This is a genomic window from Labrys sp. HAY1-8F, from assembly GCF_056754975.1.
This window is the reverse complement of the sequence record NZ_JBPGWZ010000001.1, coordinates 1,413,459-1,436,940: the sequence shown is the minus strand read 5'-3', so window position 1 is coordinate 1,436,940 and position 23,482 is coordinate 1,413,459. Positions and strand designations below refer to the sequence as shown.

The following is a 23,482-nucleotide window of genomic DNA, read 5'->3' as shown; positions in this document are numbered from 1 at the left end:
ATGACTAAATTGAAGCTCGGACCGATTGCCGACGACAAACCGGTCAAGGTGACGCTGGATCTGCCGGCCGGCCTTCATCGCGATCTTGTTGCCTATGCCGAAATCCTGGGCCGCGAGAGCGCAGCCAAGCCTCCCGATGCAGTCAGGCTGATCGTTCCCATGCTGGAGCGGTTCATGGCAACCGATCGCGGATTTGCTAAGGGTCGGAAGACGAATAAGTAGGATATTGCGGCGTCTGCGTCGTCCTCTGGAAACGGGGCTCTCGATTTAACTTATCGTGATCAAAGACATTCGATGTGGCTCTGGCTAGGCTCAAAAAACGCCGGAAAGGTGGATTGTCGTTTGTGGCGGACCAGACCGCTTGAAATGAGATGGGAGGCGCGACCAAGCGGCGATAAATCACGCCAGGAAATCGCGTCGTTGACATGCTTTCATTGACCAAGGTCAGCCCCCGGTTGCATGCAACGATTTGCATGAGTGTATCGCGATGAATCATTTGGCGTTCAATGCGAGGCGCATGTCCAAACTTCATGACGTGCTCGATAATATGGCCCACTATTGCGGGACCAGGGGCCATATCGCTGACAACAAGGGGATGCTGCCTTAAATCTTGCCATTCGATCTGTGTGTAGTCTTGCAGCTCATGGCCTGCCGGCATAGCCACATAGATGTCTTCTCTCCACAGTCCCAGTGTTTCGTGACCTGCAATTGCGCCCAGTCCCATCATAAAGACAACATCAAGGCGATAATCGCGAAGGCGTATCAGTTGCTCAGACAGAATTCCATCAGAAAATTCAAGCTGTACAGCAGAGTGCTTGTCATAAAAATTTTTAATAATTTCTGATAGGAAGCTGGACCCGATCGAAAAGTTAAGGCCAATTCTAATTATACCATTCTCGCCTCGCCCCGAAGCTCCGATGTATTTTTGGGTTCTTTCGATTTGTTCTACGGCGTGGCGCGTCTGTTCAACAAAATATCGGCCGGCGTAGGTAGTCGCAACTCCTTTTTTGTGGCGAATGAACAGGGAGGCGCCGCTCTGATCTTCTAAATCCCGAATACGCCGGCTGAGCGCAGAGCCCTGCACACCAAGCACACGAGCTGCCTGTCGAAAACTGCCGTGATCCGCAGCGGCAATCGCGTAGCGAATATGTCGCAAATCAATCGACAATCGTAGGACTCCTTTTTAGCGAATGCTGCCGATCCCAAAAAGGAATTAGGGCGGTCACCTGACTTCTTGCCTATCGCATGATTTAGGTAGATGGGTGCTGCAGAAATATCTCAAAATAATTTGGGTATTTTATATATTATTGTCAAAATTGAAGGTCATGCCTTCGAATTGCTTCGGCAATTGAATGTGCATTATTAGCTGTATCGTATTTCTGTCGAACGTTTCGCAGGTGTGTGTTGACCGTATGACAAGAGATTCCCAGAATTCGAGATATTTCCCAGGCTGTTTTACCTGACGCTGTCCACTGCAGTATCTCGCGTTCACGCTCTGAAAGTCCCGTAACGGATCCGCACTTGGATGGATCAGCAAGTCGCAGCGCCGCGTGAAGGGCGTGCCAGGCAAGGGCGTGCAGAAAAGTGCATGCGTAGGGTGGTGGGTCGAAGCGCTCTCCAGCCAAGGCGACGGCCGCAGGATATGAGGTTGGTAGGTGAAACGGTATGCATAAACCGTCGGACAGGCCGAATTCGGCCGCCTTCACCAAGACTTCTTTTGCCGATGGCGTCATAGTGCGTTGGTCGAGTTCGTGCCAGAAGAAGGACTCGACAGTCATACGACACCGCTCCGCACAGGGATCGTGGCGATAGAGCTTCTCGGCGATGTAGCGAACATACCACTCAGTGGGTAACCCGTTCGCCAGGATGCAATCTTGCCAGTCATCGATTGTGGGTGAAGGCAGCTCCGTGATGATGCTGGCTGTGACGCCGTAGTGTTCAGTGCCAGAGTGAAGCTCAGCCACGATTTCGCGTGGGGTGGAGGCGCGGTCAATTCGATGTATCGCCTCCAGGGTCTCAAACAATGCCTTTTGGAATACTGATTGCACCGTTACAAACTTCTTGAGGTTATTGTCTCATACGCAAGGACCATAGCTCGCAGATCGTTCGCCGAGCAAGTAAGCAGAATACGAATGAGTACTATAGTAGGTGGATGCCGTAGCGTGCTTCTGGCTCGCTTGCGCTATGAAATTGACGGCTATTTTTGCCCGCAATTTGCGGCTCCTGCGGAGCAAAGCAGGTCTGACTCAGAGCCAATTGGCGAGCCTTGCGGGAACCAACCGCGGCTACATCGGGAAACTTGAACGCGAAGCCAATTCGCCCACACTCGATAAGGTCGAGGCAATCGTTATCGCGCTACAACTCGATTTGGATTCGATGCTCGATCGGGACTTGCCAGCAAGAATGAAGGCGGAGAGCGGCGCTCAATCGTAAGGAACCGCCTATCTCACGCGGCGGCCACGAATTGGCTTCTGCTTTGGGGCTGATTTCTTAACCGCGCGCTTCTTAAGTGACCTGTTTTTTGCAGGTGGCCTAGCCTCAAGCGGGTTTATGAAAAATTCTGCGATGTCGACCTCGAGCGCTCTGGCCAATCTGTCGAGGACTTCGATCGTCACATTACGCTTGCCGTTTTCGATGCCGCTCAGATAGCCGCGCGTCGATTCTGCGCGAAAGGCCAGTTCCTCTTGCGAAACCTGGCGATTCCGGCGCAGTCGCTGAAGATTCAGCCCCACCAACGCAAAAACATCCATGGCGTCATGGTCGCCACGGCGTTCACTTTAGGACGACACACTATAGTGAACATTCGACATTGACACACATGGAGTTGGCATGCTGTATTGATCAAAATAAGGAACATTATTCCGATTTAAGGAACACAGATGTCCGGCAATCTTTCGCTTGAGCGGGGACTTGGCGTGATGCGGAAGCTGGGAGAGGCCCAGGGCGTTCTTGGCGTTCGAGAGATCGCCCGCCATCTCGATCTCAGTCCTCCCGCCGTCCAGCGCATCCTCAATACGTTGGCCGATCACGGCTATGTCGAGCAGGATATTGCGACCCGCCGCTATCGGCTTGGCCCCGCCCTCGTCTCGTTGACTCAGCACATGCTCCGCGAGGACCGGCTGATACGAGCCTCGCAAATCGAACTCGACACTCTTGCAGGGGAGGGGTGCTTCAATGCCTTCCTAGGTATTCGACGCGGCGATCAGGGCATCTATCTACGTGTCGCCCAAAGTAGGAGCCCCGTTGTAATCCGTTCGTCGGCCGGCGAGACTTTTGCTCTTCACTCAACCGCAATGGGTAAGGCCCTGCTCCTCGATTTCGATCGTGATGCGATCGTCGCTATTCTCGGAGCGGGGCCGTTCGAACGCCTTGCGCCGCGCACGGTTACCGATATCGACCGACTAAACCGTCAGATTCAGGCTGCGAGGTCCACAGGTTATACGACGTCGCTGGATGAGAACTTTGCCGGCTTGATCGCTGTGGGCGCTCCCATTCGAGATGCCAGGGGTACGCTCGTCGGGGCGATCAGCGTGGCCTATCCCAAAGCTGTCGGGCCTCAAGTCGAACTCCCTCAGGTCGGAGAGAAAATCGCCGCCGCCGTCGCGCGGATTTCGATGCGTCTTGGCTATCGCGACGACGCCAACCCACAAGGAGAGGATTAGCGCGATGCTCCTTAACCAACCGCGACTGTGCAGCCGTATGGCCGAGCTAGCCCTCGATGCCATCATCGCAACGAGCCCTGAAAACGTAACCTATCTCAGTAATTTCTGGGCTCTGCCACAATGGATACGACGCGGACCCCAGGCCTATGTGGTTTGGCCGCGGGCCGATCTAGCTAAACCAGCGATCATAACGGGCACGAGTACGCTGGATCTTGTCGCCGACCAGGCCCCTCAGGTTGAGGATGTGCGTCGCTACGGCGAATTCCACATTGAAATGGACTCCGATGCCGCTAGCAATCCCGTCGATAAACGGCACCTCGCTTTGCGCGAAGAGCTCTCCTATAGCGACGCACTGACAGCGTTGATTGAAACGTTGAAAGACAAAGGACTTCAGACGGGACGCATCGCAATTGATGAGACGGGTCTTGAGCAAGGCTATCTTGAGCAGCTTAAGGAAGCCTTGCCAACCGTCATCTGGGTTCCTGGAGCCGGCGTGCTTCGACATGTCCGAGCTATAAAAACACCTGTCGAGATAGAACGTTTGCGTCAAATCGCGCAGATCTCTGAACGCTCGATCGCAGCTGCTCTGTCTGTCGTGCGGGAGGGCGCAAGCGAGCATGAGCTGGCTCGCGCGTTTCACGTTCAAACTGTCGTCGAAGGGGCCATGCCCGTCTTGGGATGCATCGGATTTGGCGAGCGCAGCGCACTGCCCAATGTCCAACCCTCGGAGCGTCAGCTGCGAGAGGGGGAGATTATTCGCTTCGATGTCGGCGGCCGCTTTGGTCACTATCGCGCAGACATCGCGCGCAATGCCGTGCTTGGCGAGGCACCGTTGGAAGCACGTCGTCTTCATCATGCTCTGCTGCGCGGTGTGGAGCATGCCTGTCAGATCATTCGCCCAGGCGTGTATGCGAACCAGGTCTTCAAGGCTGTCATGGATGTCGTGCGCCGCGAAGGCATTCCCCACTATAAGCGAGACCACGTCGGCCATGGCATAGGCCTTGATGGTTATGACCTGCCTTTGCTCTCCGGCTCGAGTGACCAAGTGCTGGAGGAAGGTATGGTCCTCTGTGTTGAGACGCCGTACTACGAAGTGGGACGATGGGGTCTGCAGGTTGAGGATATGATTGTCGTGCGCTCCGATGGAGTGGAACGGCTCATGGCCACAGATGGCAGCCTTATTGAGGTGACGCCATGAAGCGCCTTTCAGGATTTTCCTGTCTTCGGTGTGGCGGTCGATTTCCACTGAATATTAAGATCGATGCACGCGGATGCCCCACTTGCCGACCGCAAGCGCCTGCCAATCTCAAGGTCGTGTACGAGCGCAACGAAGGCTCCGCTAATGACGCGGCCCGCGCGGAAAGAAGCAGCCTGCCGTCTCTTTGGCGCTATGCGGATTGGCTTCCCTGTTCGAAGGACGATGCCATAAGTCTTGGTGAGGGGCTGACGCCACTTCTGCCTGCACGGGCTATCGGTGAGCGCCTCGGGGTTCCGAACCTCCTAATCAAGGACGAGTCCAAGAACCCCACCTGGTCCCATAAGGATCGCTTCTCGACAGTATCCGTTTCCATGGCATGTCTGGATGGCGCGAGTGTGATTGCCACTGCGTCGTCGGGAAATGCCGGCGCGTCGCTTGCCGCTTATGCCGCACGCGCCGGAATAAGATGTGTAGTGGTGACTTTTGCCGGAACAGCAGGTGCCATGCTGGACCAGATTGGCAAGTATGGCGCGACGGTTCTGTCACTGGCTGACAAGGCACAGCGCTGGCCGCTGCTGGCGAAGTGCGCGGAACAATTCGGATGGTTCGTCACATCACCTTTCCATGGGCCAGTCATCGGCAGCCATCCCTATGGAATCGAGGGATACAAGACCCTCGCCTATGAAATCATCGACCAAATGCAGGGAGCGGTGCCTGATTGGTGCGTCTTGCCGGTGTGTTATGGCGATGCATTGGCGGGTTTGTGGCAGGGGTTCGAGGATATGTTCGCCAACGGCCGCATTGAACGATTGCCGCGTTTGGTTGCGGCAGAAGTGCACGGTTCGCTGGCCGCCGCTCTGAGTGCAGGAACAGATTCAATAGCGGAAATGCCGGCTGCTTTCGACACTCTTGCTGTCTCCATTGGCACGACCCGAAGCACATTCCAGGCACTTCACGCTCTGCGCGCTTCGGGCGGGGCTGCCGTACCTGTTTCCAATCACGGCCTTATTGTCCTCCAGGAAGAGCTCGCTCGCACGGAGGGCATACTGGCGGAACTTGCATCGGTGACTCCGCTCGCGGCAATTGCGCAATTACGGCGCCAGAACGTCATCTTGGATTCACAAAGCGTCGTTGCAGTTGTAACCGGCAGCGGCCTTAAAGATTTTGATCGATCCATTCCAGATCGAAACGCGCCACATGTCTTCCAATCTCAGGCTGAGGCACTTGACTATCTGAGGGATGGAGAACGGTTAGAGGCCAAGCCACAAGTTGGATTTTGACCTCCTCGCTTTGGAAAGAAGGGAAACGCGGCCCAAGTGACGGGCCAGTGCCTTGGAGGCGAGAGGGACGGGTAACGGTACGTCCCAAACTTTCATTCGAACGAAGGAACAAGGAGGGACGAGATGCTCGTCTTGAAGATGATCGCCGCTCTAGCTGTGACATCGTGCGTGCTGCTCGGCCAAGCGAAGTCTGAGGAGGTCTTGAAGGTTGGCATCACGACGACCGGAGTGCCGCTCACATTCGTCGACACGCTGTCGTCGAAATCAACCGGCGCAATGGTGGATTTAGCCGCAAGCATTGCCACCGAGTGCGGCATGCGGGTCGAGTATGAAGTATCTGCGTTTCCCGCCCTGATCCCAGCGCTGACGACCGGCAAGATCAATCTGATTTCCGCGGCGATGTTCGTGACGCAAAAGCGTAAGGAGGTCGTGGATTTCAGCTTACCGGTCTATGAATTCGGCGAAACTATGTTCGTGGCGGCGAACGATTCCAACGATTACACGCGCGAAGCCCTGAAGGAAGAGACGGTCGGGGCGCCGATCGGTTCAACCATTGCTGAGGATCTACAGCAAACCGGTTTGTTCACTGAAGTTCGCCAATACGACTCTATCGCCGATATTGTCCGAGATGTCAGGTTGGGCCGGATCAAGGCCGGTTTCGCCGATCGGCCGATTGTGGCCTATCAACTATCACGCAAGCCCGACCTCGGAGTGCGGTTGGTTGAGGGTTACAAACCCTTGCTTGTGGGGCAGGTTGCGCTTGCTGTTAGCAAGCACAACGCGGCGCTTTTGGAGCGTATCAATGCTGCAATCGAGAAGCTGCAACGGCGCGGCGATATTGCAAAGATTTTTGCCCAATACGGCCTTTAGGCAAGCGCAGGCGCCTTCTTCTTGAATGAAAGAGGGAGGCGTCGATCCGATTTCGACGGATTTGCGGAGTGAATGCGTGAACAATTTCATAGTCAGATCTACAGAATACATACCATTCTTACTCACTGGCCTATGGGCCACTGTCTGGGTCACCATTCTGGCATTGGTGCTTGCGACAATGCTCGGCATGGTCTGGGCGCTGTTGAGGACATCTGGCGTCGGATCCTTGGAACTGCCGACCCGCATTGCCGTTGAATTCATACGGGGCATTCCCCTTCTGGTTGTTCTTCTCTACATCTACTTCGTCGCACCCGATGCAGGCATCGACCTCACGGCATTTCAGGCTGGCGTGATTGCACTGGCTCTTGCTCATTCTTGCTATTTGAGTGAAATCTTTCGTGCTGGGATTCTGGCCGTTGACAAGGGGCAGTTTGAAGCTGCCAGATCAATCGGTATGCGGCGTCCTTTGATGATGCGCCGGGTCATCCTGCCACAAGCTTTACGGATCACGCTTGCGCCCTACGCCAATAATATCGTCTTGCTGTTGAAGGATTCATCGCTCGTTTCGACGATATCGGTGGCTGACCTTACCATGCGCGGCAAGATGCTCGCTTCCACGACCTTCGACAATATGACGGTCTTCACACTGGTGGCCCTGTTCTATCTGGCTCTGACCATGCCTCTCAACTTCTTGATGCGGCGAGTGGAAACCTCACTCTCGGAGGGGCGATGATCAGGTTTGAGGGTGTATGCAAGTCTTTCGGAGACATCGAAGTCCTTAAGGGTATCGATGCCAAAATCGCCAGGGGCCAGGTCGTTAGTCTGATCGGACCATCAGGCTCGGGCAAGTCGACGCTGCTGCGTTGCGTCAATGGCTTGGAGCGTTACCAGGTCGGTCGCATCACCGTGGACGGTGTAAAGGTCGACGCTCGTTCGACAACGATACACACGATCAGGGCAAGGGCAGCGATGGTGTTCCAACGTTTTAATCTCTTCCCCCACCGTACGGCCCTGGAGAACGTGATGGAAGGGCCACTCTATGTTCTCAAGGAGGACAAGAGCGAGGTACGCCAGCGCGCCTGGGCTCTTTTGGAGCGTGTAGGCCTAGCGCAAAAAGCCAATGCATATCCAGCTTCGCTTTCAGGCGGGCAGCAGCAAAGAGTGGCGATCGCCAGGGCGCTGGCAATGCGTCCCCAGGTTTTGTTGTTCGATGAGCCGACGTCAGCTCTCGATCCGGAGATGGTGGGTGAAGTCCTCTCGGTCATACGATCCTTGACCAAAGAACACATGACCATGCTAATCGTGACACACGAAATTCAATTCGCCCGCGAAGTTTCCGATGCGGCCTTGTTTCTTGATGATGGTCGCATCGTCGAAGGGGGTGATGCAAAAGAGTTACTTTGCAATCCAAAACACGATCGTACCCGCGACTTCCTCCGACGCGTGACACACCAAATCTGATGCCTTTCTTTTCTGCGAGCTTTACTGTCCGAAGGTTCACCGTCGCCTCAAAAGGTGGAATGGGCTTTTTGTTGCTTTAGGACCATTTCCAATGTCCTTTGTTTCCAAGCGAAGCACGTCCAGGCCACCTCATCCGCAGGCGTTGGCCTACTGAGCATGGTCGGCTCGATCGGTAGCTTGCATGGCCAGCCCGAAAGGGCCTCCAGCCATCGGTCGTTGTAGGTAGTGTCCAGATATCGATGTCCTTCATCAGGCATGATGACCAGGGTATTGGCGTGCGGATTCCGCTTGGCGAACCATGACGCCACCAAAGCCGCTGCCGCGCTTGAAGGGCCGACGAATAGTCCATGCTCGCGCACGAGGGTATGTGCCATGGCGTAGGCTGGCAGGGCACCGACCCAATGCACTTCGTCGATCATGGTATGACGCACATTCCTCGGTAGAACGCTGTTGCCGAGCCCACGCAGAGTGCGTCTGCCAGCGGGATGCCCGAACAGTACGCTGTGATGGGTATCTACCACCACAATCCTGAGATCGGGAAACAGTGAGCGAAGCACAGATCCGGTGCCGCACAAAGACCCACCAGTGCCAACACATCCAACCAGGCAGTCGATCCGGCCAAATGATCTAAGAGCCAGTTCGGCGAACCTGCCATAGGCGAGGGGGTTGTGTGGACTGTCGTACTGCTCAGGCCAGAAGATCTCATCGCTGGTACTAATGAGTTCAGCAAGTTTTTCGAGTCGTCCCCGCTGGTTGCCATCGCCGATTGGATCATCGACAACGATTTGGGTGGCCCCAAGCCCCTCCAGGCGACGGGTGAAGCGATCGTCGGTGAGGGTCGAAGAAGTAATCAGTGTCAGTCTGTAGCGGCGAATCGCACAAACCATAGCCATGGCAAGCCCAAAGGTACCTGACGTCGTCTCGACAACGTGTCCACCCGGAGCAAGACGCCCGTCTGCCTCTGCTCGATCGATCATGAAACGAGCCGGCAGGAGCTTCATCAACGAGAAGCTCGCTGCGTGGAGATTGGAGGCAAGGCGTGCAAAGCGTGGCGTTTCAAAGTCCCGCAGATAGTCCTTTTCTTCTTTCATTCGAGGGCGCTCCTTTCTAGGTTCAGAGCAAACGATTGGACCTGCGCAAACCCGGCTTGCTGTGCCAGCGTGACGAGCTTCGATGCTTGTGCTCTGACGCCTGCCGCCTCGCCGTCGAAGAGAATCCCGAACAATGTCCCGCTATGGGCGACTTGCAGGCCACAAGCATTCGCGGCCTCCATGAGTTCTAAAGCTCGCTGCCAACCTGGTTTCGGCAGATGGCGCTGGCTGATCCGTGCGCTCAGTGTCGCGACACGCCCAAGCAAACTTGGATCCTGATAACGGATGGATCTGGAGGCGAGACCGCGCAGCACGCGAAAGAGCTCTATCTCTTCGCTATCATAACGGGCGGGAGGTAGACTGAGTGTATTGACTGTGCTGGCGGCACCATCGCGAAAGCCAACAACAATAAGCGGCGGGAATTCATCGCCGAAATGTTCAAGGATAAAGCCTTCTCGATGAGCAAATAGTACCGGTCGATCCTCATAAATAATGGCATCGCTCGCGTCTTCTGCTTCAACCGCTAAACGACTGACGGTCGAGCGGCGCAATTGGACATTGGCCGCCATTGCCGCCGCCCGGATGGCGGCCACGACATCCGCCGTGGACGAACCATAGCCGTGCCCCATCGCAATGGAACTTTCGAGCGTAAGATCGCCGCCAACCGGCGAAACACGAAGGTGATCAAAAGTAAGCGCCACAGCTCGCCGAGCCTTGTTGCGGTCGAGGGGTCGTGTGCGGACACCGGGCTCGAGGCTCGGCCAAAGTGTTGCCCGCGTATATTGCGACGGGAAGGGAAGGGTTAGAAGGCCGCGGTGAAGGCGCCCATCCGATCCCTCGAAAACACCCTGTAGAAGCTCGCCATGATGGGCGATCGCTTCAGCGGTTGCCACTTGAAGTGCATGCTTCGGCTCGTTGCCGACACTTGTTGTGCCGGCAGGCCGACGGGAAGATTGCTCGCTGACCATTGCCTTCTCCCAATTGGAAAATGCAACAGCTAATCTGCAAGTATCTATTAGATGACGTCACTCGCAAGGGTTTGGTATTGTATCGTTGAAACGCGCACTATGGCGAGGGCGCCTCTATCGTAGTATCGCGCGGTTTTGATTTTAACGATGTGTTGCTGTCCCCAGTGGCGCCTAGGTTCAAGCGAACTTATGTCGGCGCTTGCGCTGCGAATAGGTCTGGACGCGATCCCTGCGCTAATCATGGAACGAGTGCACGAATGATTACTATAGTAGGTGGAGCGTCAACATGGCTTCTGGCCCATTCGGGGCATGAGGCTGACGGCGATCTTTGCCCGAAATTTGCGGCTCTTGCGCGACCAGGCGGATCTGTCGCAAGAGCAACTGGCAGGTCTTGCTGGTCTCGATCGCAATTATATTGGGAAGCTTGAGCGTGAAGAAAACTCGCCGACGCTTGACACAATAGAAGCGATCGCAGTTGCGCTGCAGCTTGAGCTGAGCACTCTATTTGACCGAGATTTGCCGCGGCGACTCAAAAACCCTTAGTAGATCGACGTCATTAGATTGGCACGTTACCGGTATTGCTAACGCGCAGCTCGGTCGCAGGTGAGCCTCCCTCCCGTATCGGAGGCCCGTGCTCCGCTTATCGGTCGAATTCGCGCTGTGAACGCGATTGGCGAACATCGTCATAGCGCTATCCTCAATCCGATTGGGTCGAATAGCTGCCGCTTGAATAGGTGCAGCGCTATGCAATGCCACAAGATGCCATAGCTCGTGCGCTTTCGTCTCATTCAGCTTTGTCGGAGCATGTGCGTTGTGGTTGGTGAGCGAATGATTGGATATCGGTCCGGGCTGTGCAGCCTTGAACGCACGCGATCACTACTCCGGCAAGACGAAGGTTTTGCCGTGTGTCCCCGAGGTCGCGCTTGCGAAAGCACCAATCCCTCCGACTGACGGATCCCCTAAGTCCGTTCGAGATCGTCCAGCAACCCCCGCGGTTCCGTACCGTGTTGGCGCAAGCGCCTGCCCGCACCACTGCGGACCTTGGGGGTCAAGCTGCCGCCTGAGGCGACAGTGCAGGCGTCTCTCGACGGCCGCGGCCGGGTCTCGTCGGAGGGAATGGTCCCTTCGAGAAGCAACGGAGACCTACAATGCAGAACATCGTCATTCTCGCCGGCAACATCGGCCAGGCCCCGGAAACTCGCACCACCCAGAACGGAACCGCCATCATCCACTTCACCCTCGCCACCTCGCGTCCCCGCTACGCCGAAGGCAAGGTCATCCGGGACAAGGACGGCTTCCGGGTCCAGGACACCGAATGGCACCGTATCACCGCCTTCAACGGCCTCGGCAAGACCATTCAGCAGTATTGCGAGGCGGGCATGAAGGTTCTGGTTCGCGGGCGCATCCACTACACCAAGTGGACCGACCAGGACGGCGTCGAGCGCTACGGCTGCGAGATCATCGCCGAGACGGTCGACTTCCTGAACCGGGCTAAACAGACCGAAAACGGCGAGGATCGGCAGGACGACGACTCGGATATCCCATTCTGAGCCGAGTACCAGGAGCCCGGTGGCGCAAGCCGCCGGGTTCTTGCGATCATCGCGTCCAACACTCCGGCTTGCCAGCCGGAACGGAGCGGCCCCGCGCCTGCCGGCGCTGATGGGGCCGCACTCTCTTTCTCTTTCTGACACCCCAGTCTACTGCTGGCTGAGCCAGCCTCAAGGACGAGCGGTTCCCCCAAAATTCTGGCGAATTTCGGCTCCCCCACTCGCCGACTCCGTCGGCCGCTTCGCGCTCCTTGACCCTGTCTTCGCTGCGACCGTGCCCGCCTCCCGTCATCAAGACCAAGGAGGACGCCATGACCTACGAAATCACCCTCGAGCAGCACATCGAAGAATTGCGCGCCGAATACAAAACCTGCCTCGATCCCATCGAACGCGAGGCGATTGGGAACGCCCTGCAGGAAGCCCACAAGGCCCTGGCTGCCGCGGAAGCCGAGGGCTTCTGGGCCGCCTTCCTCGCGCCGGCCGAACCGGTCCCGGCCGTAGCCATCCCGTTCTGAGGCTTCGAGATACAGGCGTGGATGCGCCTGTCTCTCTTTTCCTTTGCTCAAGGCCACTCATGGGCATCGAGCCCATTCGTGGCCCATCAAAATCCGTGTTGGCCTACTATGCCTCGCGGGGTAGCGTTCGCCGCTCTCGTTTAGGGAAGGATCTTTGGATGGCCACCGGTACCGTCAAATGGTTCAACGCCCAGAAGGGATATGGCTTCATTCAGCCCGATGACGGAGGGGGCGATGTTTTCCTGCACGTGAGCGAGATCGAAAAAGCCGGCATTCATGGCCTTCACGAAGGACAGAAGGTCGCCTATGAACTTGCAACCGATCGCAAGACAGGCAAGACCAAAGCCGGGAATCTGAAGGTCGTGTGACCATGGCCCGCTCAACCTACTACGTCGTTCTGCCCTTCGTTCGGACGCAGGATGGCGCATTGCTGGCTATCGATGGCGAGGATGCTGTCTCCCGCGATATGGCGTGCACTCAAGCTGCGGCCATTATCGGTCGCTGGCGAGGTGACGACGAGATTGTCGGGGCCATTGCCTTCTCGCGTAGCGGGGATCCCGACATCGGCTACTTCGACGATGCTGAGATCCTCGGCCGCTATGGCGAGACGCCGGACGACCTCTTCGGAATGAAATGATTCCCCAATATTGGGAGACTGGTCACGCTCTGTCCTTGCAGGGATGTCAGGCCACGCTCGGATTGCAGATAGCGTGATGCCGAAACGGCAACACCTGTTGCCCATTCTCGGACTACCCGGGGGCCGCCGATCCCGGAATCCTTCTCCTGCCCTGATAGGGGCAGATTGGGGGAGCGATGGGCCCAGATTCATCCCGGTGGCGCGCCGCCGCATATTACGATCATGTCAATGAGCTGACCGCGTCCGATCTCGCTTGGGAGTGGCTGCGCCGTAACGAGGCGTATCGCCAGGATTATGCTGCGTTTGCCACGACCGGCGCCGACCGCCATTCGCTTGGCAACCGGATCCGCGAACGCTGGAGGTTGCAATTTCCCGGCCGATCCTTCCCATGGCCGATCTTCTGTCTTCTGGTCGCCGCTCGAAGACACGAGCACGGTCCTTTTGGCGCCGACCCCGGATGGGCTGATCAATTCCAGCGATATTCGAGCACAGCTCACGGGACAGGTGATGCGAACCGATGAGCTGGGAACGCACCTCCTTTTTGAGCTCGGCACGCAACGGCGCATCCAACTTCTCTGTCGCGGGCATAGCGAGCGGGGAGGGGCGCTGGCGGCCCTTGTGCCGCTCGGCCTCGAGGGCTTCGATCGCCTCGAAGCGCTCTATCGTTTCCTGGCCGCCTTGCATCGCCGGCGCGTACCGCCCGATAGCCGCCTGACACCCCAGCAACGGGCCCGGGCTCGCCGCATGCTGCAGGCCTGGGATGGTTTGCGCCACGGCGCCACCCAGCAGGATATCGCCCAGGTCGTGTTGCGCCAGGCGCCACTCGGGCGTGACGACTGGCAGGCCGCCTCGACCCGTTTTGTCGTCATGGCCCTGCTGCGTGAGGCCCACGCCATGATCGCTGGCGGCTATCGCAAACTGCTTCGTCATCGTCGTCGATCCTAGCCGCGTCCGCCGTTGACGCCGGTGTGCGATTTTGGGTCCCCCTAAATTCGCACTGCATCTCGACGCTCTCACTTCGCCATCGTGGTCTCGTGTTCGCCGCTGGTCGTCAGTGGCGGCCCAAATGCCACGAAAGGCCCGTTCCATGCGATCAGATCCAACCGCCCTGCCGCCGAACTTCCTGCGCACCAAGCAAGCCGCCCAGTTCCTCAGCCTGTCCGCCCGTACGCTGGAAAAGCATCGCACCTACGGAACCGGTCCTGCCTATCGCAAGCTCGGCGGACGTGTCGTCTATGCCATCGACGATCTTCTGGCCTGGACCGATCGGGGCGCCGTCACCTCGACCAGCGATCCGCGCGGATCGGTCCTGCCAGCCAAGCGGCATGCCTCGCCGCTCCACGCCAGTCGATTTCCCCGCTGATCGGCGGCTTGTTCATGACAGCGCTGCATCGACCTTCGGAGCGCGGGCAACTCGACCTGTTCCGTTCTCGCCCCGGTGACGTCGCGCCCCGAGACGCGCAGGATCTCATGGCCTATCCCTTCTTTTCGCTCTTCAAGTCGCATCGGGCTGCGCCCATCGATTTTGCCGCCGGCGGCGTCTCGATCCGGGTCGAGGCCGTGCCCGAGCATGGCATGGCCACGATCTGGGATGCCGACATCCTGATCTGGGCCGCGAGCCAGATCGTCGAGGCACGCGATGCCGGGCTGCGCACGTCGCGGCTTATGGCTGCCACGCCCTATGAAATCCTCAAATTCATCGGACGTGGCACCTGCCTGCGCGACTACCAGCGTCTCAAGGCTGCGCTCGACCGTCTTCAGTCGACCACGGTGTGCACTTCGATCCGCCAGCCGAGGGAGGGCAGGCGGCACCGCTTTTCCTGGATCAACGAATGGCAAGAACGCATCGATCAGCGTGAGCGTGCCTTGGGCATCGAACTCATCCTGCCGGATTGGTTCTACCAGGCCGTCCTCGACGATGCCTTCGTGCTCACCATCGACCGCGCTTATTTTGGGCTGACTGGCGGCCTCAAGCGCTGGCTTTATCGCCTGGTGCGCAAGCACGGCGGCCGTCAGGAATATGGCTGGAGCTTCGATTTTTCGCAGCTCCATCGAAAATCCGGCACGCTCTCGCCCCTCAAGCATTTTGCCTATGACCTGCGCGACATCGTCCGCCGGCAGGCGTTGCCTGGCTATGAGCTGACAATCGAGCGGCGTTCCGACGGTCTCGAGATTCTCTCCTTCACTTCCGCCGATCGTCTGTTTTTCACCCGGTCACACCGGTGCCGGTCCCGCCGACTGCATCCTGGGGACAAGCTGTGAATTGTCTCGTGCCATCAGGGACCCTCCCTGGCGTGCTATCGGGGACCCGAACCACGTGCCATCAGGGACCGAAATTGCCATTTCCTGACATGGTCTCAAGAGCTTACGGTGCCCGTAACTTATATAACTTAGATTCCTTCGGAATCTTTCTAACGGACCCGCGCTTTTGCAAGCCTGCGGAAAACCTCTCTGCCTTTCTCAGATTGGAGATCCGCTTTCCACCAGTTGTGCGACTGCACGACGGTAAGCCTTCTCTTCATTCAAAGCTTAGGGCGCCGCAGCAGCCCGTAACGCCGATCTCGCCTGTGTTCGGCCTCGCCTGTGATCCACACGCCGATACGCCGGGTCGTGTCATTGGCGCCGTAATTCGAGCACTGCATCTGGGCAACGCCGCCAACGCACTGTGTGTCGTGCACACGCACGCATTTCCATCCAAGCCAGGAGAACCAACATGACCGGCGCAGCCATTCATGGCCCGCGCGGCGACCGTCGGTCGACCGTGCAGGAAGACGCTCTCACCCATGTCGAAATGACCTGGATCGAAAAGCGCATGGAGAACTGGATCCGTTTCGGCCACGCGGTGCAGGAACAGACAATCGATCGGCAGCGGCGCGTTCTTTCCTTCCGTTCCGGCAGCCTCTTTGCCTTCCTGCGTTGGGCCGCCAACGACTATGGCACTATCCTTTCGCGCATCGATATCGTGCGCGCAATCGAGCCAGGGCAAGCCTACCAGACGCTTCCCTTCGTGCGGCCCGGCGGCGACATTCTCCTCACGATCGAAAGCTGGCCCAAGGTTGAGCGTGTGCTCCAACATATCGATGCGATCGAACAGCTCGGCATCGATCCGAGCGAGGTCGCTCCCGATCATTGGCGGCATGTTCACAACCGCATGAGTGCCGGACTGTTGCCGCGTCCCTACGCGATTGGCCGTCACCAAGCTTGGCTCAAACGGCAGGAGATCGAGCGATGACCCGCCTTGGTTATATCGCCGCGACGACACTCGCAGTGCTCGGGATCGGTATCGCGTCGGCTGTCTCGATGCCGTTGAAGCTGGTCTGGAATGCTTCGGCCAGCGTGCCAATCGGTTTGTATCGTATCGCAGCGCCGGATGCTCTCGTTGGCGATGACCTGGTAGCGGTGCGGCCACCCGAGCCGGTCGCCCGCTTCATGGTCAGGCGCGGCTATGTCGGCGAAGGCGTGCCGCTCCTCAAACATATCGCAGCCCGGCCGGGGCAGGTGGTGTGCCGACGCGGGCGCAGCATCAAGGTCGATGGGGTGCAGATCGGCGAGGCGCTCGATCGCGATCGGCATGACCGCGCCCTGCCGGTCTGGCAGGGCTGCCATCGGCTCTCCGACGACGAGGTGTTCGTCATGAACCGGAACATCCGCGACAGCTTCGACGGGCGCTACTTCGGTTCAGTACCGGCGAGTACCGTCATCGGCCGCGCCATCCCGCTGTTCATCGACGAGCGCGGCGACGGCCACTTCATCTGGCGCCCGACGATGCACTGAGCGCTCGCCGGCGGCCTGCCCGCCGTTACCCGTTTCCGTCCCCAAGCCACCAACATCCAGGAGCCCGACATGACGCAGATCGGCCAATTCACGCGCGAGAAGAAGGGATTTTTCGGACGCATTCACACCCTCTTGGTCGACACCGAGTTGGCCGTCCTTCCCACCGAACCGAGCGATGCTGAAAACGCGCCAGACTACCGGTTGCATGTCGGCGGTGAGGAAGGCCCTGAGGTGGGTGCTGGCTGGAAGCGCTCCAGTGACAAGGCAGGTGCCTACATTGCCGTGTCCATCGACGATCCGGCTTTGCCGCAGCCAATCCGCGCCAACCTGTTCCAGAACGGCAACGACAAAACGTCCTGGTCACTGCACTGGAACCGTCAGCGCGACCGCGTCGAGAGGGACTGATCGATGCCGTCTCGCCGCCTTTCGACGAACCAATTGGCCGCCGCTGGGCTGCGCCACGTTGCGTGGCATCGGGCCCTCCTTCTCCTTACCGGCCTGACTGTCACGACTGCGATATCGCTCACCGCCAATGCGCAACCCGCCGCAGTCGAACGGCCGTCGCCCGGTGATCTCTATGCAAATCACGTCAGCGAGGCGGCGCTGCGTTTTGGCCTGCCAGCGTCTTGGATCCGTGCCGTCATGCGCGCCGAAAGCGACAGAGATAGTGCCGCCGTCTCGCGCAAGGGTGCACGCGGACTGATGCAGATCATGCCCGCCACCTGGGCCGAGTTGCGCCTGCGGCATGGCCTTGGCGGCGATCCCTTCGATCCGCGCGACAACATCCTGGCGGGCGTCGCCTATCTGCGCGAGCTCTACGATCGCTATGGTTCGCCCGGCTTCCTGGCCGCCTACAATGCCGGTCCAGCGCGCTATGAGGCCTATCTCACCGGGCGTTCTTTGCCGGCCGAGACCCGTTCCTATGTCGCAATGCTCGCGCCGATCATCGGCGTCGACAAGCACTTGCGCCCTTTCGCTTTTGCGACGGTCGATCCCAGGGCCTGGAAGCGCGCACCGCTCTTCATCGCCCAGTTGGGCGGCCAATCGGCCACCATGGGTCCGCCAGTCGATCGTCGCTCAAATGACAGTGCCGCTGCACTCGAAGCGCTCAGCATTGCAGCCACCGCAACGCGTTCGGAGAGCCTGTTTGCCGCGCGCGCAGGTGGAAGGAGGGCGCCATGAGCGTGCCGGTGGGGTTTCGCGCTGTCTCGGGCTCTGGCGTGATTTGGAGGGAGCGCAGAGGGAAGCCAGGGGAGGCGACCGGAGGATGGCGAGATAAAAGCGCCTGCCCGGAATGCGCCAAGTCACTGACGTGGCTTGCCTTTTCCGGTGCATGCCGGTCGGTCGCGGGCATGCTGCCCGGTTTTTGTGAGAGTTTTCAATGCTCCCGTATGCACAGCCCGCTGGCAATCCCGCCGGAAGCTTGGCCATGAGCCTGCGGGACAGCGACCTTCGCATCCGGCCGGGCCGCATCCGTTCCACCCGGGCACCCAAGGCCAAGAGCTTCATCAACAAGGTGCTGCGGGCCGCGCAGAGGGCCGGGCACGTCGCCGGCACCGGATCGGCAAGGAAAGTGGGAGGCCGGCCCGGCCATTCCACCTTCGGGCGGGGGCGCACCACCTTCGGCCGCTCACGCCTGTTCACCCCCACGCGCCGCGTCGTGGTCAAGGCTCGTATCGCCCGCCACAAGGGCCGGGCCTTCCGCTCGGCCCCGGTCTCGGCGCACCTGTCCTATCTCAAGCGCGAGGGCGTCAGCCGCGAGGGCGGCAAGGGCGTGATGTTCGACGCCAGCACCGATCGCGCCGATGACTTCGCCTTCGCCGAGCGCTGCCGAGACGATCGCCATCACTTCCGCTTCATCGTCTCGCCCGAGGACGCGGCCGAGATGAGCGACCTCAAGGCCTTCACCCGCGATCTCGCCCGGCAGATGGAGGCCGATCTTGGTACCCACCTGGACTGGGTGGCCGCCGATCATTGGAACACCGATAACCCGCATGTGCATCTCATCGTGCGCGGCGTCGACGACGCCGGCGCGGATCTGGTGATCGCGCGCGACTATGTCAGCCGTGGCCTGCGCTCGCGCGCCGAGGATCTGGTTGCCCTCGAACTCGGTCCCAAGCCTGAGCATGAGATCCGCAATGCGCTCGAGAAGGAGATCACGGCCGAGCGCTGGACACGCCTCGACGTCGAGATCCAGCGCGCTGCAGATGAGGTGGGCTATATAGACCTGCGCCCAGGCAGTACCGGTCTCGCCGATCCTGAGCTGCGGCGCCTGATGATCGGCCGCCTCCAGCATGTCGAGAAGATGGGCCTCGCCGTTCAATCAAGTTCAGGCGAATGGCTGGTTGGGCTCGAGGCCGAGCGCACGCTGCGCGATCTGGGAGCGCGCGGCGCCATCATCAAGACCATGCATCGCGCCTTTGCCGAGCGGGGAGGGGAGCGCGCAGAGCGTAGCGTGACCGACTATGTCATCGATGATGTCGGCAGTGGCTCGCCGATCGTCGGCCGTCTCGTCGACAGAGGCTTGCACGATGAACTGACTGGGCAGGCCTACGCCGTCATCGATGGCACCGATGGCCGGGCGCACCATGTCCGCTTCCATGGCATCGAAGCCTTCGAGCAGGCGCCACCCGATGGCGGTGTCGTCGAGGTGCGCCGTTTCGGCGGCTCCGAGGATCGGCGATCGATGCTGGTCCTCGCCCTGCGCTCCGATCTCGATCTTGCGGCGCAGGTTACGGCACCCGGCGCCACCTGGCTCGATCATCGCCTGGTCGAGCGCGAGGCCATGCCGCTGGCGTCGGCCGGCTTTGGCCAGGAAGTGCGTGAGGCCATGCTGGCGCGCGCCGAACATCTGGCCGACCAAGGGCTGGCGCAACGGGATGGCCAGCGCCTCGTGCTGCAGCGCAACCTGCTCTCGACCCTACGGCGCCGGGAGCTTGACGCTGTCGGCAATCAGCTTTTGGTAGAAACAGGCCTACCGCATGTGAAGGCGGAGGCCGGCACATCCATCGCCGGCACGCTTCGCCAGCGCCTCAGCCTCTCGTCGGGCCGTTTTGCCGTGATCGACGACGGTCTTGGCTTCCAACTTGTGCCTTGGTCGCGCGAGCTCGACCGCAAGCTTGGCCAGCACGTTGCCGGCGTTGCCAAGGAAGGCGGTGGCATCGAATGGAGCCTTGGCCGCAAGCGCGACCTTGGGCTCGGCCTTTGAGCTCCACAAACCCCCAACACCCACAAGCAGAAAGGACCATGCCATGCCCGCGACCCGGATCCTGTGGGGGCAGATCACGGTGGTCTTTCTCATCGTCCTCGCGACGATCTGGGCCGCCACCCAATATGTCGCTTGGCAACTCGGCTTCCAGAGCCAGTTGGGAATGCCCTGGTTCAGCCTGCTGGGCTTGCCGGTCTATCATCCGCCCGCCTTCTTCTGGTGGTGGTATTTCTACGACGCCTATGCGCCGGCGATCTTCAACAAAGGCGCGTTCATCGCAGCCTCAGGCGGCTTCCTGTCGATCACGGTTGCCATCGCCATGTCGGTGTGGCGAGCCCGTGAAGTGAAGAAGGTGGAGACCTATGGCTCGGCGCGCTGGGCCGACAGAAAAGAGATCGCTGCCGCGGGCCTGCTCGGCGCCGATGGCGTCATCCTCGGCCAGCATGAGCGCTCCTATCTGCGCCATGACGGGGCCGAACATGTGCTGTGCTTCGCTCCAACCCGTTCGGGCAAGGGCGTCGGCCTTGTCGTGCCCACGCTGCTGACCTGGCCGGGCTCGGCTATCGTCCACGACATCAAGGGGGAGAACTGGCGGCTTACCGCCGGCTTCCGCGCCCGACATGGCCGCGTCCTGTTGTTCGATCCCACCAATCCGGATTCGGCTGCCTACAATCCCCTGCTCGAGGTACGCCAAGGCGACTGGGAGGTGAGGGACGTCCAGAACGTTGCGGATGTGCTGGTCGATCCGGAAGGCTCGCTCGAGCGGCGCAATCATTGGGAGAAGACCAGTCACGCACTCCTGGTCGGGGCGATCCTCCATGTTCTCTATGCCGAGAAGGCCAAGACGCTGGCCGGTGTCGCCGCCTTCCTCTCCGACCCGCAACGCTCGATCGAGGCAACGTTGCTGGCGATGATGACGACAAAACATTTGGGCGAGACAGGGCCGCATCCCGTCGTCGCCTCGACGGCGCGTGAATTGCTCAACAAGTCGGGCAACGAACGCTCGGGCGTGCTCTCGACCGCCATGTCCTTCCTTGGCCTCTACCGCGATCCTGTCGTTGCGGCGGTGACGAGCCGATGCGACTGGCGTATTGCCGACCTCACGGCCGACCGGCGTCCCGCCACGCTCTATCTGGTCGTGCCGCCCTCCGACATCTCGCGCACCAAGCCGCTGATCCGCCTCGTGCTCAACCAGATCGGCCGGCGCCTGACCGAGGATCTCGACGCCACGGGCAACCGCCACCGCCTGCTGATGATGCTGGACGAGTTCCCGGCGCTCGGCCGCCTCGATTTCTTCGAGTCGGCGCTCGCCTTCATGGCCGGCTATGGCATCAAGAGCTTTCTGATTGCCCAGAGCCTCAACCAGATCGAGAAGGCCTACGGCGCCAACAATTCGATCCTGGACAATTGTCATGTCCGGGTGAGCTTCGCCACCAATGACGAGCGCACGGCCAAGCGTGTCTCGGACGCGCTCGGTACCGCCACCGAGATGAAAGCGATGAAGAACTATGCCGGCCATCGCCTGTCGCCCTGGCTCGGTCATCTCATGGTCTCGCGCTCGGAGACGGCCCGGCCTTTGCTCACGCCCGGCGAGGTGATGCAACTGCCGCCGGACGAGGAGATCGTTATGCTCGCCGGCACACCACCAATCCGGGCGCGGAAAGTGCGATACTATGAGGACGAGCGTTTCCGTGCGCGCCTGTTGGTGGCGCCAGATCCTCGCCGGTTCGAACGAACCAAGGGCGTCGATGCTTGGTCGCAGCGCGAGCCACAGGTGCCCGACCCGACGCTGGAGGCAGCGGCCTTGGCCAATCGCGACGAGGCCAATGCCGGGTTGCGCCGTGAGCCGGAACTGCCGGACCATGTCGCGATTGCCAAGGAAACGCAGGAGGAATAGCCCGCCAAGGAGTTCACCGCCCTGCTCGACGACGAGCCGGAGACCCTTGCTCGCCAGCGTCAGGCATTGCGCCGGAAGACGGCGGGACTGGTGCGGCAGGTCTCGCTCGATCCGAATGACGGCATGGAGCTCTGAGTCATGCGCGACCGTCTCAATCTAAGTCTGCCAGCCGAGCTGATCGGCCGGATCAACGAGCTTGCCGAGCGCAAACGCTTAACGCGTTCCGCCATCGTGGAGGCGGCGGTAGCCTCCTTCCTCTCGCCTGACAATGCCGATCTGCGGGAAGCGGCGTTCACGCGTCGCCTCGACCGGCTCACCCGCCAGGTGCAGCGCATCGAGCGTGACGTCGGCGTCACCGCCGAGACACTGGCTCTGTTCGTTCGCTTCTGGCTGGCGATCACCCCGCCGCTGCCGGCCGAGGCACAGGCTGCCGCCCAGGCCAAGGGGCGGGAGCGCTTTGAGGGTTTTGTCGAGATCCTCGGCAAGCGGTTGCAGAAAGGGCAGAGTTTTCTGCGCGAGATTCCGGAGGACGTCGTCGGTGATAGCGCAATGCCCCAGTGCCGATCGGGGGCACCAGAACGCAAAGAGTGAGCAAAAAAACTCCAATCGAATCCTGCGAGCCCTCCCGGTTGAAAGCCAGCGCCTCTGTGGCATTGGGAAAATCTTTTGCCGAACTACGCCACCTGCTCCAAGGCAGACCTTGGCTTCGTACATCGCCTCGGCGCGGTCGAGGCAATCGACCACCGGAACGAGCGCTTCGAGTCCATCGTCAGCAATATCGATCTGGTCTTTGACCTGGTTGGCGGTGATACGCAGGATCGCTCCTGGAAGGTTCTGAAAAAGGGCGGCATCATGGTGTCGACGCTGCAAGAACCATCAACTGACAAGGCCTCTGAATACGGGGCCCGCGGTGTCCACTACATGGCCAAGCCGAGCGGTACCCAGTTGATGCAAATCGCCCGGTTGATCGATGCCGGCCAGGTGCGTGCGGAGATCGATTCCGTCTTCACGCTCGCCGATGCGGCAAGCGCCGAAGGTCGGCTCGAGAATGGACATGTCAGAGGCAAGGTGGTCTTGGCCGTTGCAGGCTGAGTGCTGCTCATCGGCGCGATAGTGCTTGCAGGGCATGGGGTCACCCACGTTCAAACGTGCCCACGAGCTCGGCAGTGGCGACGACATGGAGGCCAGCGGACTTCCGCAATTCCTTGATCGCCACCGGTCCATCGAGATTCGAGCTCGCCACATCCAGGGCGAAGGGCTCGGAATGATATCTTCACGCCGCTCTTCTTGCTTTCATTTGTTTAGCTATTCAGCCGTTTAGACGACGATTCCGAGGGGAGGGGGCACTGCCATCGCGCACGTGGCCATCGCGCA

30 protein-coding genes are annotated in these 23,482 nt (G+C 59.7%); 25 read left to right on the top strand and 5 right to left on the bottom strand.

The features are described 5' to 3' along the window. Positions 1-222, top strand: a complete 222-nt coding sequence (locus tag ACR9ZN_RS06585) for a DUF2274 domain-containing protein (protein WP_481271691.1) — start codon at positions 1-3, stop codon at positions 220-222. Here ACR9ZN_RS06585 and ACR9ZN_RS06580 read toward each other — a convergent pair. Together ACR9ZN_RS06580 and ACR9ZN_RS06575 are read right to left on the bottom strand one after the other, a co-directional pair. After that, positions 197-1,168, bottom strand: a complete 972-nt coding sequence (locus ACR9ZN_RS06580) for a LysR family transcriptional regulator (RefSeq protein ID WP_481271690.1) — start codon at positions 1,166-1,168, stop codon at positions 197-199. The genes ACR9ZN_RS06585 and ACR9ZN_RS06580 overlap by 26 nt on opposite strands. 142 nt (positions 1,169-1,310) lie before the next feature. Beyond that, positions 1,311-2,048 (bottom strand): autoinducer binding domain-containing protein, encoded by a 738-nt coding sequence (locus ACR9ZN_RS06575; protein ID WP_481271689.1) that lies wholly within the window; start codon positions 2,046-2,048, stop codon positions 1,311-1,313. Positions 2,049-2,184: 136 nt separating this feature from the next. Here ACR9ZN_RS06575 and ACR9ZN_RS06570 point away from each other — a divergent pair, with 136 nt between their 5' ends. Beyond that, complete coding sequence (locus ACR9ZN_RS06570) at positions 2,185-2,433, top strand: helix-turn-helix domain-containing protein (RefSeq protein WP_481271688.1); 249 nt, start codon at positions 2,185-2,187, stop codon at positions 2,431-2,433. Between the two features lie 8 nt (positions 2,434-2,441). Here ACR9ZN_RS06570 and ACR9ZN_RS06565 read toward each other — a convergent pair whose 3' ends face one another. Further along, positions 2,442-2,750 carry a helix-turn-helix domain-containing protein gene (locus ACR9ZN_RS06565; RefSeq protein ID WP_481271687.1) on the bottom strand — a complete coding sequence of 103 codons (309 nt, stop codon included), beginning with the start codon at positions 2,748-2,750 and terminating at the stop codon, positions 2,442-2,444. 129 nt (positions 2,751-2,879) lie between these two features. Here ACR9ZN_RS06565 and ACR9ZN_RS06560 point away from each other — a divergent pair, with 129 nt between their 5' ends. The 6 genes from ACR9ZN_RS06560 to ACR9ZN_RS06535 all read left to right on the top strand — a co-directional run bounded on the left by ACR9ZN_RS06560 (position 2,880) and on the right by ACR9ZN_RS06535 (position 8,471). Next, complete coding sequence (locus ACR9ZN_RS06560; protein ID WP_481271686.1) at positions 2,880-3,662, top strand: IclR family transcriptional regulator; 783 nt, start codon at positions 2,880-2,882, stop codon at positions 3,660-3,662. A 4-nt stretch (positions 3,663-3,666) separates the two neighbouring features. Continuing rightward, positions 3,667-4,860 (top strand): M24 family metallopeptidase, encoded by a 1,194-nt coding sequence (locus ACR9ZN_RS06555; RefSeq protein ID WP_434960183.1) that lies wholly within the window; start codon positions 3,667-3,669, stop codon positions 4,858-4,860. After that, the gene (locus ACR9ZN_RS06550) at positions 4,857-6,140 is read left to right on the top strand and encodes a threonine synthase (RefSeq protein ID WP_481271685.1); all 1,284 of its coding nucleotides are present in this window, start codon (positions 4,857-4,859) and stop codon (positions 6,138-6,140) included. The genes ACR9ZN_RS06555 and ACR9ZN_RS06550 overlap by 4 nt, the downstream gene beginning before the upstream one ends. A 123-nt stretch (positions 6,141-6,263) precedes the next feature. Next, the gene (locus ACR9ZN_RS06545; RefSeq protein ID WP_481271684.1) at positions 6,264-7,010 is read left to right on the top strand and encodes an ABC transporter substrate-binding protein; all 747 of its coding nucleotides are present in this window, start codon (positions 6,264-6,266) and stop codon (positions 7,008-7,010) included. Between the two features lie 76 nt (positions 7,011-7,086). Next, the gene (locus ACR9ZN_RS06540; RefSeq protein ID WP_481271683.1) at positions 7,087-7,743 is read left to right on the top strand and encodes an amino acid ABC transporter permease; all 657 of its coding nucleotides are present in this window, start codon (positions 7,087-7,089) and stop codon (positions 7,741-7,743) included. Then, a complete protein-coding gene (locus ACR9ZN_RS06535) occupies positions 7,740-8,471 on the top strand; it encodes an amino acid ABC transporter ATP-binding protein (RefSeq protein WP_481271682.1) in 732 nt (243 codons plus the stop codon). The genes ACR9ZN_RS06540 and ACR9ZN_RS06535 overlap by 4 nt, the downstream gene beginning before the upstream one ends. Positions 8,472-8,518: 47 nt before the next feature. Here the strand turns inward: ACR9ZN_RS06535 and ACR9ZN_RS06530 are convergent, their stop codons facing one another. Together ACR9ZN_RS06530 and ACR9ZN_RS06525 are read right to left on the bottom strand one after the other, a co-directional pair. After that, positions 8,519-9,562 carry a PLP-dependent cysteine synthase family protein gene (locus ACR9ZN_RS06530; RefSeq protein ID WP_481271681.1) on the bottom strand — a complete coding sequence of 348 codons (1,044 nt, stop codon included), beginning with the start codon at positions 9,560-9,562 and terminating at the stop codon, positions 8,519-8,521. Then, positions 9,559-10,530, bottom strand: a complete 972-nt coding sequence (locus ACR9ZN_RS06525; RefSeq protein ID WP_481271680.1) for a GHMP family kinase ATP-binding protein — start codon at positions 10,528-10,530, stop codon at positions 9,559-9,561. The genes ACR9ZN_RS06530 and ACR9ZN_RS06525 overlap by 4 nt, the downstream gene beginning before the upstream one ends. A gap of 309 nt (positions 10,531-10,839) precedes the next feature. Here ACR9ZN_RS06525 and ACR9ZN_RS06520 point away from each other — a divergent pair, with 309 nt between their 5' ends. From ACR9ZN_RS06520 to ACR9ZN_RS06440, 17 genes are all read left to right on the top strand, one after another. After that, positions 10,840-11,073, top strand: coding sequence for a helix-turn-helix domain-containing protein (locus tag ACR9ZN_RS06520; RefSeq protein ID WP_434960190.1), 234 nt, complete (start codon positions 10,840-10,842; stop codon positions 11,071-11,073). 605 nt (positions 11,074-11,678) lie between these two features. Continuing rightward, a complete protein-coding gene (locus ACR9ZN_RS06515; protein ID WP_481271679.1) occupies positions 11,679-12,080 on the top strand; it encodes a single-stranded DNA-binding protein in 402 nt (133 codons plus the stop codon). Positions 12,081-12,388: 308 nt separating this feature from the next. Next, entirely contained in the window at positions 12,389-12,592 is a 204-nt protein-coding gene (locus ACR9ZN_RS06510) for a hypothetical protein (protein ID WP_434960192.1), read from the top strand. 158 nt (positions 12,593-12,750) lie between these two features. After that, a complete protein-coding gene (locus tag ACR9ZN_RS06505; RefSeq protein WP_434961327.1) occupies positions 12,751-12,960 on the top strand; it encodes a cold-shock protein in 210 nt (69 codons plus the stop codon). Between the two features lie 2 nt (positions 12,961-12,962). Beyond that, positions 12,963-13,229 carry a hypothetical protein gene (locus ACR9ZN_RS06500; RefSeq protein ID WP_481271678.1) on the top strand — a complete coding sequence of 89 codons (267 nt, stop codon included), beginning with the start codon at positions 12,963-12,965 and terminating at the stop codon, positions 13,227-13,229. A gap of 176 nt (positions 13,230-13,405) precedes the next feature. Then, positions 13,406-13,750 carry a transcriptional regulator domain-containing protein gene (locus tag ACR9ZN_RS06495; RefSeq protein ID WP_434960194.1) on the top strand — a complete coding sequence of 115 codons (345 nt, stop codon included), beginning with the start codon at positions 13,406-13,408 and terminating at the stop codon, positions 13,748-13,750. Further along, positions 13,737-14,174, top strand: a complete 438-nt coding sequence (locus tag ACR9ZN_RS06490; RefSeq protein WP_481271677.1) for a DUF2285 domain-containing protein — start codon at positions 13,737-13,739, stop codon at positions 14,172-14,174. The genes ACR9ZN_RS06495 and ACR9ZN_RS06490 overlap by 14 nt, the downstream gene beginning before the upstream one ends. Before the next feature lie 142 nt (positions 14,175-14,316). Continuing rightward, complete coding sequence (locus ACR9ZN_RS06485; protein WP_434960196.1) at positions 14,317-14,592, top strand: helix-turn-helix transcriptional regulator; 276 nt, start codon at positions 14,317-14,319, stop codon at positions 14,590-14,592. A gap of 14 nt (positions 14,593-14,606) precedes the next feature. Then, positions 14,607-15,491, top strand: coding sequence for a replication initiator protein A (locus ACR9ZN_RS06480; protein WP_481271676.1), 885 nt, complete (start codon positions 14,607-14,609; stop codon positions 15,489-15,491). Positions 15,492-15,942: 451 nt separating this feature from the next. After that, positions 15,943-16,461, top strand: coding sequence for a DUF2840 domain-containing protein (locus tag ACR9ZN_RS06475; RefSeq protein ID WP_481271675.1), 519 nt, complete (start codon positions 15,943-15,945; stop codon positions 16,459-16,461). After that, on the top strand, positions 16,458-17,003 hold the full coding sequence (locus ACR9ZN_RS06470) for a S26 family signal peptidase (protein WP_481271674.1): 546 nt from the start codon (positions 16,458-16,460) through the stop codon (positions 17,001-17,003). The genes ACR9ZN_RS06475 and ACR9ZN_RS06470 overlap by 4 nt, the downstream gene beginning before the upstream one ends. 69 nt (positions 17,004-17,072) lie before the next feature. Next, entirely contained in the window at positions 17,073-17,408 is a 336-nt protein-coding gene (locus ACR9ZN_RS06465; protein WP_481271673.1) for a DUF736 domain-containing protein, read from the top strand. Positions 17,409-17,411: 3 nt separating this feature from the next. Then, positions 17,412-18,185, top strand: coding sequence for a lytic transglycosylase domain-containing protein (locus ACR9ZN_RS06460; RefSeq protein WP_481271672.1), 774 nt, complete (start codon positions 17,412-17,414; stop codon positions 18,183-18,185). Between the two features lie 247 nt (positions 18,186-18,432). Continuing rightward, positions 18,433-20,211, top strand: coding sequence for a relaxase/mobilization nuclease domain-containing protein (locus tag ACR9ZN_RS06455; protein ID WP_481271671.1), 1,779 nt, complete (start codon positions 18,433-18,435; stop codon positions 20,209-20,211). Positions 20,212-20,254: 43 nt separating this feature from the next. After that, positions 20,255-22,108 (top strand): conjugal transfer protein TraG, encoded by a 1,854-nt coding sequence (locus tag ACR9ZN_RS06450; RefSeq protein WP_481271670.1) that lies wholly within the window; start codon positions 20,255-20,257, stop codon positions 22,106-22,108. Between the two features lie 138 nt (positions 22,109-22,246). After that, complete coding sequence (locus ACR9ZN_RS06445) at positions 22,247-22,699, top strand: ribbon-helix-helix domain-containing protein (RefSeq protein ID WP_481271669.1); 453 nt, start codon at positions 22,247-22,249, stop codon at positions 22,697-22,699. A 75-nt stretch (positions 22,700-22,774) separates the two neighbouring features. Continuing rightward, complete coding sequence (locus ACR9ZN_RS06440; RefSeq protein ID WP_481271668.1) at positions 22,775-23,200, top strand: zinc-binding dehydrogenase; 426 nt, start codon at positions 22,775-22,777, stop codon at positions 23,198-23,200. Positions 23,201-23,482: the final 282 nt, after the last annotated feature.